The organism is Curtobacterium flaccumfaciens (assembly GCF_004361695.1).
GTDB lineage: Bacteria > Actinomycetota > Actinomycetes > Actinomycetales > Microbacteriaceae > Curtobacterium > Curtobacterium flaccumfaciens_B.
Genome location: NZ_SNVW01000001.1, coordinates 234359 through 247141, shown reverse-complemented (window position 1 = coordinate 247141; position 12783 = coordinate 234359). Strand labels below are relative to the sequence as shown.

Annotated in this window: 9 protein-coding genes; 4 read left to right on the top strand and 5 right to left on the bottom strand. The window is 73.4% G+C overall.

Annotation, left to right across the window (positions count from 1 at the left end):
- Window positions 1-94: 94 nt before the first annotated feature.
- Window positions 95-616, bottom strand: a complete 522-nt coding sequence (locus tag EDF64_RS01095; RefSeq protein WP_347813173.1) for a GNAT family N-acetyltransferase — start codon at window positions 614-616, stop codon at window positions 95-97.
- Window positions 617-625: 9 nt separating this feature from the next.
- Window positions 626-2110 (bottom strand): aminopeptidase P family protein, encoded by a 1485-nt coding sequence (locus EDF64_RS01090; RefSeq protein WP_133518258.1) that lies wholly within the window; start codon window positions 2108-2110, stop codon window positions 626-628.
- 69 nt (window positions 2111-2179) lie between these two features.
- Here EDF64_RS01090 and EDF64_RS01085 point away from each other — a divergent pair, with 69 nt between their 5' ends.
- On the top strand, window positions 2180-3052 hold the full coding sequence (locus tag EDF64_RS01085) for a PHP domain-containing protein (protein WP_133518257.1): 873 nt from the start codon (window positions 2180-2182) through the stop codon (window positions 3050-3052).
- 163 nt (window positions 3053-3215) lie between these two features.
- Here EDF64_RS01085 and EDF64_RS01080 read toward each other — a convergent pair whose 3' ends face one another.
- On the bottom strand, window positions 3216-4700 hold the full coding sequence (locus tag EDF64_RS01080; RefSeq protein WP_133518256.1) for a DEAD/DEAH box helicase: 1485 nt from the start codon (window positions 4698-4700) through the stop codon (window positions 3216-3218).
- Between the two features lie 91 nt (window positions 4701-4791).
- On the opposite strand from EDF64_RS01080, the gene EDF64_RS01075 reads away from it, so the two are divergent.
- Window positions 4792-5508, top strand: a complete 717-nt coding sequence (locus EDF64_RS01075; RefSeq protein WP_071292723.1) for a ferritin-like fold-containing protein — start codon at window positions 4792-4794, stop codon at window positions 5506-5508.
- A 79-nt stretch (window positions 5509-5587) separates the two neighbouring features.
- Here the strand turns inward: EDF64_RS01075 and EDF64_RS01070 are convergent, their stop codons facing one another.
- Together EDF64_RS01070 and EDF64_RS01065 are read right to left on the bottom strand one after the other, a co-directional pair.
- Window positions 5588-5884 (bottom strand): hypothetical protein, encoded by a 297-nt coding sequence (locus EDF64_RS01070; protein WP_133518255.1) that lies wholly within the window; start codon window positions 5882-5884, stop codon window positions 5588-5590.
- A gap of 4 nt (window positions 5885-5888) precedes the next feature.
- On the bottom strand, window positions 5889-6113 hold the full coding sequence (locus EDF64_RS01065; RefSeq protein WP_133518254.1) for a DUF3107 domain-containing protein: 225 nt from the start codon (window positions 6111-6113) through the stop codon (window positions 5889-5891).
- A 144-nt stretch (window positions 6114-6257) separates the two neighbouring features.
- Here EDF64_RS01065 and EDF64_RS01060 point away from each other — a divergent pair, with 144 nt between their 5' ends.
- Complete coding sequence (locus EDF64_RS01060; RefSeq protein WP_166645549.1) at window positions 6258-9422, top strand: ATP-dependent helicase; 3165 nt, start codon at window positions 6258-6260, stop codon at window positions 9420-9422.
- Window positions 9419-12742, top strand: a complete 3324-nt coding sequence (locus tag EDF64_RS01055) for an ATP-dependent DNA helicase (RefSeq protein WP_243736191.1) — start codon at window positions 9419-9421, stop codon at window positions 12740-12742. Before EDF64_RS01060 ends, EDF64_RS01055 begins: the two co-directional genes overlap by 4 nt.
- The last annotated feature ends 41 nt before the right edge of the window (window positions 12743-12783 follow it).

Below are 12783 nucleotides of genomic sequence, written 5' to 3'. Positions count from 1 at the left end.
CGGCGGCGATGATGACCGCGGAAGTGCGATCTCGCCACGTCGCCCACGGCCGAGCCCGAGCCCGCGGCCGCGCGCTCGGCACCGGGATCGAGGGCTACAGGACCTTCGAGTAGCAGATGGACAGCGGCGCCCCGACGTACGGACCGAAGTTCGCGATGCGCGAGAACCCCTCGCGCTCGTAGAACCCGATCGCCCGCTTCTGCTCGTTGCCGGTCTCGAGCACCAGGGCCGGTGACCCGAGGTCGATCGCCGCTTCCTCGAGTCGACGCAGCATCGCCGCCGCGACACCCGAGCCGCGCGACTCCGGCCGGACGTACATCCGCTTGATCTCGGTGATGCCGTCCTGCACGACGCGCAGGCCGCCGCAGGCGAGCGGTGTGCCGTCCTCGTCGCGGGCGACGAAGAACACGGCGATCGACTCGGCCGTGGGCTTGTCGCCCGGCTCGGTGTCGCCGCCGTAGGCACGGTCGATCTCGAGACGCTGCGCGGCGCGGAGCCGCTGGGCGTCGGGGGAGTCGAAGTGCTCGACGTCGATCGCGAACACGGTCGAGTCGTCCGCCGGGGTGGCGGGGCGCTGGCTGGGGTTCGTGCTGGGGGAGGCCTCGGGCGTCGTCACCCGCTCAGGCTAGCGGCCGGAGCGGGCGATCCACCCCTCCACTTCCGAGGGGGTCCGGGGGATGCCGATCGACAGGTTCTCGGCGCCGTCCTCGGTCACGAGGATGTCGTCCTCGATCCGGACGCCGATGCCGCGGAACTCCTCCGGCACGGTCAGGTCGTCCTGCTGGAAGTACAGTCCGGGCTCGATCGTGAACACCATGCCGGGCTGCACGATGCCGTCGATGTACATCTCGCGGCGGGCCTTCGCGCAGTCGTGCACGTCGAGACCGAGGTGATGGCTCGTGCCGTGCACCATGTAGCGCCGGTGGAACTGGTTCTCCGGCTGCAGGGATTCCTCGGCGGTGCCGGGCAGGAAGCCCCACTCGGCGGTCTTCCGGGCGATGACCTCCATCGCGGTGGCGTGCACCTGGCGGAAGGTGATGCCGGGCTTGACGATCGCGAACGCGGCGTCGGCGGCTTCCAGCACGGCCTCGTACACCAGGCGCTGCACGTCGGTGAAGGTGCCGCTGACCGGCAGCGTCCGGGTGATGTCGGCCGTGTAGAACGAGTCGACCTCGACCCCGGCGTCGATGAGGATGAGGTCGCCCGGCTGGACGGCGCCGTCGTTCCGGGTCCAGTGCAGGATGCAGGCGTGGTGGCCGGAGGCGGCGATGGTGTCGTAGCCCACCGTGTTGCCGTCGGCGCGGGCTCGGCGGTTGAACGTGCCCTCGACGATGCGTTCGCCGCGGGGGTGCGCCAGCACGGCGTCGAAGTCGGCGATGACGTCGTCGAAGCCGGCCTTCGTGGCGTCGACCGCTGCGCGGAGCTCGTGCACCTCGTACGCGTCCTTCACGAGCCGGAGCTCGGACAGGTCGCGGGCGAGGACGTCGTCCGTCGCGGGGGCGCCGTCGGCCTCGGGTGCGCCGCCGACCGGGCCGCCGAGCCGCTCGTCGATCGCGCGGGTGAGGTCGGTGTCGGCTTCACGCACGAGGAGCGCCGACGTGTCGAGGCCGGCGGCCACGTCGTCGAACGCGCCGAGGTCGGCCGTCGCGACACCGAGGTCCGCTGCGACCTCGTCCAGCGACGGACGCGGGCCGACCCAGAACTCACCGATCTCCGGGTTGGCGTAGAACTCCTCGGAGTCGCGCCCCGCGGTCGCGCGGAAGTAGACCGTGGCGTCGTGACCGGAGCCGTTCGGCGTCATGACGAGCACGGAGCCGACGACGGTGTCGGTGCCCCAGCCGGTCAGGTGCGCGAAGGCGGAGTGAGGACGGAACGGGTAGTCGCAGTCGTTCGACCGGACCTTCGCCTGCCCGGCCGGCACGACGATGGTGCGACCAGGGTGCAGTTCGGAGATCCGCGCACGGCGCTCGGCGGCGAAGGCGGCCTGCTCGCGCGGCTCGGGCAGCGGGCGGTCGCGTTCGGCCCACTGCGACCCGATGTAGTCCTTGAACGTCGAGGACCCGGGGGTCGTGGAACGGTTGCTCGTCGCGCGGGGTGTGGTGTCGGACATGGACCCATCATCGCACCGCCCGACGGACCGCGGCCTGTGCGCCTCCTCACCTGTGGATAGCATTGGACCGTGCCTGATCCGTTCATCGACCTGCACGCGCACTCGAGCGTCTCCGACGGCACCGAGCGACCCGCGGACCTCGTCCGAGCGGCAGCAGCCGCCGGGCTGGACGCCGTCGCCCTGACGGACCACGACACGACCGCGGGCTGGGCCGAGGCATCGGCGACCGCTCGCGACCTGCCGCTCACGCTCCTGCCGGCCCTCGAGCTCAGCACGCGCGTCGGGTACCGGAGCGTCCACGTCCTCGGCTACCTGGTGGACCCGGAACACCCCGGCCTCGTCGAGGAGACCGGCCGGATCCGCGACGGTCGGCTCGCACGCGCCCGGCGGATGGTCGATCGCATCGGTCGCGACCACGCGGTCACGTGGGAGGACGTGCTCGCGCAGTCCCGCGACGGCGCGACGATCGGCCGACCCCACATCGCCGACGCCCTCGTGGCGCGCGGGCTCGAGGTCGACCGGAGCGCCGCGTTCCGGGGCATCCTGCACCCCTCCTCGGGCTACTACGAGCCGCACGACGCCCCGACCCCGCTCCGTGGCGTCGAGCTCATCCGGCAGGCCGGCGGCGTCCCCGTGATCGCGCATCCGGCGGCGTCCTCGCGCGGCATCGTCATCGACGAACCGATGCTCCGCGAGCTCGTCGAGGCCGGGCTCGGGGGCCTCGAGGTCGACCACCGCGAGAACCTCGCACACGGCAAGCGGACCCTGCTCGACTGGGCCGGACGCTACGGCCTGTTCGTCACCGGATCGAGCGACTACCACGGCACCGGCAAGCCGAACCGGCTCGGCGAGCACCGCACGGCCCTCGCGTCGTTCGACGCCATCCGCTCCGAGGCCACCGGCAGCGCCCCGGTCGTCGGCGCCGGCTCGCGCCTCGCCTGACCCGAGAGCGACAGATCGCGCACTGATCGGCCGACCAGGCCGTCAGAGCGACGGATGGGCGCCGGAGTTCCGTCGGTGTCCGTCGCTTTCGCAGGGCCCGGTTCCGGGGTGGGGACGACGAAGGGCCCGTCGCGTCAGCGACGGACCCTTCGGTCTGGAGGCGCTACTCGCCGTCCGACGTGCCCTGCGGTGCCGAGGCGGTCGCCTCGGACCCGGTGCCGGACCCACGGCGACGGCGACGCCGGCGACGCTTCGCGGCGCCGTCGGCCGAACCGGCCTCGACCGACTCTGCCGCGCCGGACGCGGATTCCGGAGCCGGGGACCCGGCGGCCGGAGCCTCGGAGGCGGGCTTGTCCGTGCCTCCCGACCGGGTGCGGGTGCGGGCCGGACGCGAGCCGGTGCGCGGCGGCCGGTCGCCCGTCTTGCGCTCGGCCGGACCGCCGGCGGAAGCGGCGTGGGCCGAGGCACCCGGGAGGCGACCCTTCGTGCCCTTTGGGATGTCGAGCTCCTCGAACAGGTGGGGCGACGACGAGTAGGTCTCGACGGGCTCGGGGATGCCGAACTCGAGGGCCTTGTCGATCAGCGTCCACTTGTGCAGGTCGTCCCAGTCGACGAACGTGACCGCGATGCCGGTCTTGCCCGCACGACCGGTCCGGCCGGCGCGGTGCAGGTACGTGTCCGGGTCGTCCGGGATGGTGTGGTTGATGACGTGCGTGACGTCGTCCACGTCGATGCCGCGCGCGGCGACGTCGGTGGCGATGAGCACGTCGCGCTTGCCGGCCTTGAAGGCGGCCATCGCGCGCTCACGCTGCTCCTGGTTGAGGTCGCCGTGCACCGCCGCGGCGTTGAACCCGCGGTCCTTCAGCTCCTCGACCAGCTTCGCCGCGGCACGCTTCGTGCGGGTGAAGATGACGGTCTTGCCGCGACCCTCGGCCTGCAGGATGCGGGCGATGACCTCGTCCTTGTCGAGCGAGTGCGCCCGGTAGATGAGGTGCTTGATGTTGGCCTGCATGAGGCCTTCGTCGGGATCGGTCGCGCGGATGTGCACCGGGCGGCTCATGAACCGGCGGGCGAGCGCGACGATCGGCGCGGGCATCGTCGCCGAGAACAGCATCGTGTGCCGCACCTCGGGGATGGCCTGGAAGATCCGCTCGATGTCCGACAGGAACCCGAGGTCGAGCATGCGGTCGGCCTCGTCGAGGACGACCTCCTGCACGTGGGAGAGGTCGAGCATGCGCTGCCGCTGCAGGTCGATCAGGCGGCCCGGGGTGCCGACGACGATCTGCGCGCCGGCCTTGAGCTGCTCGATCTGGCCCTCGTACGCCTTGCCGCCGTAGATCGACACGATCGTGGTCGGGCGGTTCGACGCGGCCAGCTCGAGGTCCTCGGTGACCTGCACCGCGAGCTCGCGGGTGGGGACGACGACGAGGGCCTTCACGCCGGGTGCCGGGTCGGCACCGAGACGCTGGATGAGCGGGAGGCCGAACCCGAAGGTCTTGCCGGTACCCGTCTTGGCCTGGCCGATGATGTCCTGGCCGGTGAGGGCGAGCGGGATCGTCTGCTGCTGGATCGGGAAGGGCTCGATGATGCCCTTGCCGGCGAGCGCATCGACGATGTCCTGCTCGATGTTGAGGTCTGAGAAAGTCAAAGAATCACCTTAGTTCTGGTGGAAGTCCCGACCAGTCTACCGACGGGCCGGTCGGGCGTGGGCGCGGGTGGGTTCCCGCTATGCTCTTCGGGTGGTGTCGTGGTGGAACCGGAAGCGCGCTGCGCAGCTCGCCGCCGCGTGGCTCGCGTCGCGCAACCCGCGGAACGCCTCGCCCGTGGAACGCCTGCAGCTGGACGACGTCAGCCCCGAGCTCGACGTCTACCTCGGCCAGGCGGCCTACCTGCAGCTGTCGCTCTACGAGACCATGGGCCGCGCCGGAGCCGGTGCCCCCACGCTGTCCGGACGACTGGTGACCGGCGTGCTGGCGACGACCGCACTCGAGCGGCACCGGACCATCGTCGCAGAGATCGAGCGATCCGGGGGAGACCCCGCCGCGTTGATGGCGCCCCACCGCGAGGCGATCGACCTGTTCCTCGAGCGCACGAGCGGTGCGGACTGGTACGAGTCGATGCTCACCGGGTACGTGACCGCGGGCATCCTCAACGACCTGTTCGGCAGCCTGCTCCGCTCGCTGCCCTCTGACGTCCGGCAGCGGCTCCGCACGGTGTTCGACGCGCGCGAGGAAGCGGCCGTCGTCGAGGAACTGACCGCCCGCATCGACGAGGAGCCACAGGTCGGTTCGCGGCTGGCGATGTGGGGCCGACGGCTCGTCGGGGACACGCTGCTCGTGGCCCGGTCGGCGCTGGCGTCACATGCGCGCGAGGACCAGGAGCGGCTCGAACCGGTCTGGACCGAGCTCATCGCCGCGCACACCCGACGGATGGACGCGCTCGGGCTGACCGCCTGATCGTGCCGCCGGTCGCACCGGTCGCACCGGTCGCACCGGTCGCACCGGTCGCGCCTGTTTGGCCGCCGGTCGGGTGGACCTAGGCGCCCTGGGCCTTGATGCGCTCGTAGTAGTCGGCGTCCGCCGCGGTGCGGCGCTTGCCGAGGACCCACTCGGCGACGAGTGCGACGACGCCGGCACCGACCAGGGCGACGACCCAGATCCACGTGCCGTCGTACTTCCAGCCCGCCCAGCTCAGGGCTTCCCAGAGGGCGGCGGCGACGACGCCACCGACCGCCGGGCCCAGCAGGGAGCCGCGCGTCGAGCGCCACGGCAGCACGACGTGGGCGACGGCCCCGACGATCAGGCCGCCGAGGACGACGAAGAGCAGTTCCACGTCGTCAGGCGACGAAGCCGATGCGGCGGGATTCCTCGGCGCCGACCTCGACGTAGGCGAGCGAGCCGACGGGCACGATGAACCGACGGCCCTTCTCGTCCTGGAGCGAGAGGTGCGTCGACTTCGACGCGAGGGCCTCAGACACGGCCTTCTCGATCTCGTCAGCGGTCTGGGCGGTCTCGAAGGCGATCTCGCGGGGGCTGTTGGTGATGCCGATCTTGATGTCCACGACCACAGCGTATCCGAGCGGTCCACCGGCACATCGGACGTTCGCCGCAGGCGCACGGGTCCCCGGCGTGCAGTGCGACGGCCGGTCTCGGCGCGGCGGTCGTGGCGGCCGGCCGGTGTCGGTCGCGGCGGTTACCGTACGAGGGTGCCCACGACCACGCTGACGCCCGCTCCGGCCCCCGAGGGTGTCTCGCGGGCCCTCGCAGCGGACCCGTCGCAGGCCGCGGTCCTCGCGCTGCCCGACGGCCGGCACGTCGCCGTGATCGGCGCACCGGGTACCGGCAAGACGACGACGCTCGCGCGGCTGGTCGCCGCGCGGCTCGCCCGTGCCGACGGCATCTCGCCGGACGGCCACGCCAGCGTGCTCGCCCTGACCTCGGCCCGGACAGCGGCGACCGCGCTGCGCGACCGGCTGGCCGCCTCGGTGGAGCGTGCGGTCCCCGGTGCACTCGCACGGACGGTGAACTCCCTCGCGTTCCAGATCGTCGCGCACGCCGCGGCCGTGCAGGGGCAGGAGCCGCCGACCCTCCTGACCGGCGGCGAGCAGGACCGCATCATCGCCGACCTGCTCGAAGGACACGAGCTGGACGGCACCGGCCCCGACTGGCCGGCGCCCATCACGGCGGTGGTGCGCGAGCGCGCCGGGTTCCGCACGGCGCTCCGCGACGTCATGATGCGTGCGGTGGCCGCCGGCGTCGAGCCCGAGGACATGCGTGAACTCGGGGACGACACCGGGCGCCCGGAGTGGCGGGCCGTCGGGGACTTCGTCGACGAGTACCGCGGGGCGGTGACCGCCTTCCGCGCCACCAGCCTCGACGCTGCCGAGCTCGTCGCCTACGCCACCGCGGCCGTCCTGCGCGGCCAGGTCCCGGCGAGCGTCGCCGCACTCCGGCTCGTCGTCGTCGACGACACGCAGGAGCTGGTGGAGGGCGAGACCGCGCTGCTCGGAGCGCTCGCCCGGTCCGGCGTGCAGATCGTGGCCTTCGGCGACCCGGACATCGCCGCGTCGGCGTTCCGCGGTGCCGAGCCCGACGTGCTGGGCCGGCTGGCGGTCCGGCTCGGCGTGGACCGCGTCGACGACGTCGTGCTGACGACGGTGCACCGCTACCCGGAACCGATCCGCGCGCTCGTCGCCGGCGTCACCGCTCGGATCGGGACGGCCGCCGCCGGACGGCAGCGCACCGCGACGGCGACGGCGGAGGACGCCCGCCCCGACGCCGTGGTCCACCTCGAGGGCGCGAGTCGCGCGGCGCTCGTCGTCGCGGTCGCCCGTCGGCTCCGCGAACACCGGCTGCTCGACGGCGTCCCGTGGCACCGGATGGCCGTCGTGACCCGCAGCGGCGCAGCGATCCCCGAACTCGTCCGGGCGCTCTCCGTCGCCGAGGTACCCGCGACCGCCGGCGCCGCGCCGGTCCGTCCCCGCGACGACACCGCCGCCCGGTCCCTGCTCGACGCCGCGGCGGTGGCGCTCGGGGTGCTGCCGCTGGACGCCGTCCTCGCGACCTCCTTCGCGACCGGCCCGCTCGGCGGCCTGGACACTCTGGCGATGCGCCGACTCCGGCTCGCCCTGCGGCGCGAGGAGCTCGCCGGCGGGGGCAGCCGCACCGCCGACGAGCTGCTGGTCGACGCACTCGGGGCACCGGAACGCCTCGCGACGGTCGACGCCGGGTTCGCGCGACGGGCGACCCGCCTCGCACGGAGCCTGGTGCAGGCACGCGCCGACGCCGAGGCGGACGCCAGCATCGAGGAGATCCTCTGGGGACTCTGGGAGCGCAGCGGCCTGGCCGGCAGCTGGGGCGGGCAGTCCGCCGCTGGTGGGGTCGGCGCGGCCGAGGCCGACCGGCACCTCGACGCCGTGGTCGGACTCTTCACCGCCGCGAAGCGCTTCGTCGAGCGCACGCCGGACGCCCCGGCCCGGGTGTTCGTCGACGACCTGCTCGGCGCCGACCTGCCGGAGGACTCGATCGGCCCCGACCGGACCGCGGGCCGTGTGCGGGTCCTGACCCCGTCGGCGACCATCGGCCTCGAGTGCGACGTGGTCGTCGTGCTCGGGCTGCAGGACGGCGTCTGGCCGAACACCCGGGTGCGCGGCAGCCTGCTCGACCCGGACGGACTGGTCCGGGCGGCGGCGGGCATCGACCACGCCTCCGTCGACGACCGCGCGGCCGTGATCGCCGACGAACTCCGGCTGTTCGCGCGGGCGGTCTCGCGTGCCACCACCCAGGTCGTCATCGGCACGGTCGCGAACGACGACGAAGCGCCCTCGCCGTTCGTGCGCCTCGTGCCGGTCCCGCCGGACCGCCAGCCGACCGCACACCCGCTGTCCCTCCGCGGTCTCGCCGGGTCGCTCCGTCGCCGGGTCGTGGCGTCGGGCGACCACGAGGCAGCCTCGGCACTCGCGCGCCTGGCCGAGGCCGAGGTGCCCGGGGCGTCCCCGGACGACTGGTACGGCCTGGCCGAGCCCTCCACCGAGACGCCGCTGGTCGACCTCGAGGCCGAGCCGGTCCCCGATCCGCAGGACCCCGAGGGCGGCGAACCCGTCGCCCCCACGGTGTCGGTGTCCCCGTCGCGCATCGGCACCTTCGAGGAGTGCCCCGTGCACTGGTTCGTGCAGACGTTCGGCGGCAGCGCCCCGAGCCCGGCGATGGGCATCGGGACGATCGTGCACGAGGCGATGGAGCACGCGACCGAGGTGGACGTCGAGTCGCTGTGGTCCCACGTCGAGGGGCGGTGGGACGAGCTCACGTTCGAGTCGCCCTGGGTCGCCGACCGCGAGCGTGCGCGGACACGACGGATGATCGAGGGCCTGAGCGACTACCTCCGCACCTTCGCCAGCGCCGGACGACGACTGCTCGGCGCGGAGACCTCGTTCGCACTCGTCACCGGTCCGGCCCGGATGCGCGGCAGCATCGACCGGATCGAGGTCGACCCCGACGGCCGCGTCAGCGTGGTCGACCTGAAGACCGGACGGTCGATGCCGAGCGAGAAGAACGACATGCCGGAGCACCCGCAGCTCGGGGCGTACCAGCTCGCCGTCGAGGACGGTGCCGTCGAGGGGGTGCCCGCCGGATCGGTGATGGCCGACGCCCGCCTGGTGTTCGTGCAGAACCCCCGCGGCGGTCACGCGTTCTCCGAGCGCACCCAGCACGCGTTCGACGAGGACGCCCGCGACGCCTACCGCGAGCGACTGCACACCGTCGCACGGGGGATGGCCGGCCGGACGTTCCTGGCGAACGTCGACGACCACTGCGAGAAGGCCAGGACCGGCGTCGAGTGCCGGATCCACGTGGTGGGCGAGGTGACCTGGTGAACGAGGAACAGGTGGTCCACGACGCGACGGAGGCGGCGGCGACGACGACGGCGGGTGCGACGGCGGCGGCGGCAGGCACCCTGAGCACCCCGGACGGTGCGGACACCGCGGCGACCCCGCGCCGACCGCTGCACGACGCCGACACCATCGCGGACGCCCTCGGCCGCCCCCGACCCACGGCCCAGCAGCGCGCCGTGATCGAGTCGCCCCTGCAGCCCGCGCTCGTGGTGGCCGGTGCCGGCAGCGGGAAGACCGAGACGATGGCGTCCCGTGTGGTGTGGCTGCTCGCCAACGGCATGGTCCGCCCCGACGGGATCCTCGGACTGACCTTCACCCGCAAGGCCGCCGGTGAACTGTCGGTCCGCATCAACGACCGCATCCGCGCGCTCGAGGACGTCGGGCTGCTCGACGCCGGCGACGCGTTCGAGGCACCGACGGTGTCCACCTACAACGCCTTCGCGAACTCGGTCTTCCGCGAGAACGCGCTGCTCGTCGGCCGCGACGGCGAGTCCCAGGTCCTCACCGAGCCGTCCGCGTGGCAGCTCGCCCGCCGGGTGGTCGTCGGCGCGCGCGACGACCGGCTCGCCGGACTCGACCGCGACGTCGACACCGTCACCGCGGCGGTCGTGGCGCTCGCCGGGGCCGTCTCCGAGCACCTGGTCGAGCCCGAGCGCCTGCGCCGGTTCGCGACCGACTTCGCCGGACTGCTCGAACTGCCCGGCAACAACCGTGGTGCCCCGTACAAGGCGGTCACCGACGCCGTCGCCGCGATCGGCGCCCTCGAACCGCTCGTCGACCTGGTCGAGGAGTTCCGCCGGCAGAAGGTCGACCGCGGGTTCGTGGAGTTCTCCGACCAGATCGCCCTGGCCCTCGCCGCGGCCGAGTCCGCTCCGCGGGTGGTCACGGACCTGCGCCAGCGGTACGGGGTCGTGCTGCTCGACGAGTACCAGGACACCTCGGTCGTGCAGACCCGGTTCCTCGCGCGGCTCTTCCGCGGGCACCCGGTGATGGCGGTCGGGGACCCGCACCAGTCCATCTACGGGTTCCGCGGCGCGAGCGCGGCGAACCTCGCCCGGTTCCCCCGCGACTTCGGCGAGCCCGAGCGGGGGGAGCGACCCGTCACGTTCGCGCTGTCGACGAGCTGGCGGAACCCGGTCGACGTCCTCGCCGGCGCGAACGCGGTCGTCGCGCCGCTGTCCGAGGCCTCCGAGGTCGACGTCGAACGCCTCTCCCCGCGGCCCGGGGCGGACGCCGGCACCGTCCACGCGGTGTTCCCGGAGACCCTGCCGGAAGAAGCCGCTGCCGTGGCCCAGTGGTTCGCCGAGCGTCGTGCCGCCGACCCGACGGGTTCGCTCGCACTGCTGCTGCGCTCCCGGAAGGACCTCGCCGCCTTCACCGGCGCCCTCGGGGACCGGCGGGTGCCGTACCACGTGCTCGGGACCGGTGGCCTGCTCCAGCGGCCCGAGATCGTCGACCTCGTCGCGTGCCTCCGCGTCCTCCACGACCCGGCTGCGGGCAACGACCTGATCCGGCTGCTCGCCGGCGCACGGTGGCGGATCGGCGCCGCGGACATCGCGGCACTACACGCCCTCGCCCGGTGGCTGTTCGGCCGCGACCACACCCAGCAGCGGCTCGACGACGACCTGACGGCCGCGTTCCGGGCCTCGGTCGCCGCGGGCGAGCACGGCTCGATCGTCGACGCACTCGACTTCGTGGCCACGGCACCGGACGAGCACGGCGCCCTCGCGGACATCAGCGACGTGGGCCGCCGCCGGATGCGCGAGCTCGGGCAGCAGCTCGCGGCGCTGCGGTCCCGTGCCGCCGGCGACCTCGTGGACTTCGTGACGCTGGTGGTGCAGGAGATGCGGCTCGACATCGAGGTCGCCGCCCACGAGCAGGGGAGCGGGGCGTTCCTCGACGCGTTCGTCGACGAGCTGGCCGGCTTCGTCACGACCGACGACCGCGCCGACCTCGGCGCCTTCCTCGGCTGGATCGACGCGGCCGCCCGACGCGACGACATGGGTCCCCGCTCCGAGGAGCCCGAGGCGGGCACGGTGCAGATCCTGACGATCCACGGTTCGAAGGGCCTCGAGTGGGACGCGGTCGCGGTCCCGCGCCTGGTCGAGGGCGCGTTGCCGGCCCGTCCGCAGGAGGGCTCGTCCGGCTGGATCGGCTTCGGGCGGTTGCCGTACGAGTTCCGCGGCGACGCCGAGGAGCTCCCGCGGCTGGACTGGCGTGGGCACGACAACCAGAAGGACGTCACGCTCGCGATCGACGCCTACAAGGAGCAGGTGAAGGCCCGCAACGAGGACGAGGAGCGCCGCCTGACCTACGTCGCGCTGACCCGCGCCAAGCACGACCTGCTCGTGAGCGGGTCGTTCTGGGCGGGCGGGGTCCGGCCGACCGAGCCGAGCCGGTACCTCCGCGACCTGGTCGCGGCGGGCGTCGTCGACGGGGCGGCGATCCCGGAGACCACCGAGCACGAGGAGAACCCGCTGGGCGACGCCGGTGCCACGCAGTCGTGGCCGCACGTGCCGTTCGGCCACCGTGCCGCCCGGGTCGTCGCCGCTGCCGACCGGGTGCGGAACGCCAACCCCGGTGCCGCGGGCAGGTTCGCCGCGGACATCGACCTGCTGCTCGCCGAGCGGGCCGCGAACCGCAGCGCCCGGCACCGCGTGGTCGTGCCGCACCGGGTGCCGGCGTCCGGCTTCAAGGACTACCTCGCCGAGCCCGACGCGGTGGCCGAGCGGCTCCGCCGGCCGATGCCGGAACGGCCCTACCGTGCGACGCGACTCGGCACGCTCTTCCACCAGTGGGTCGAGCAGCGTGCCCGGAGCGGCGGTTCGCTCGAGACGCTCGACGTGTGGGACGGCGAGCTGGACCTCGACGTCGACGACGTGGTGGACGCGTCGGCCGACGCGGTGGTCACCGACGACGACGCCCGTCGGCTGGCGGACTTCCAGGCGACCTTCGCGCGGTCACGCTGGGCAGGGCTCACCCCGATCGAGGTCGAGCGGGAGATCCACATCCCGTTCCTCGGCCACAGCGTCGTCTGCAAGCTGGACGCCGTGTACGAGATCGACGGCCGGGCCGAGGTCGTCGACTGGAAGACGGGCAAGGCGCCGAAGGGTGCCGACGACCTCGCGAAGCGGCAGCTGCAGCTCGCGCTGTACCGGGTGGCGTACGCGGAGTTCACCGGGCGACCGATCGACGAGGTCGACGCGGTGTTCTACTTCGTGGCCGACGACCTCGAGGTCCGCCCCCGGGAACTGCTCGACCGCGCGGGCCTCGAGCGGGCCTGGCGCGACGCGATCGGCTGACCGCGCGCGGAAGCGACGGGACCACCAACGGGCCGGGCGCG

Excerpts from the sequence above, each read along its gene's own strand:
- EDF64_RS01090 (WP_133518258.1), bottom strand. The coding sequence starts at position 2,110 with ATGTCCGACACCACACCCCGCGCGACGAGCAACCGTTCCACGACCCCC.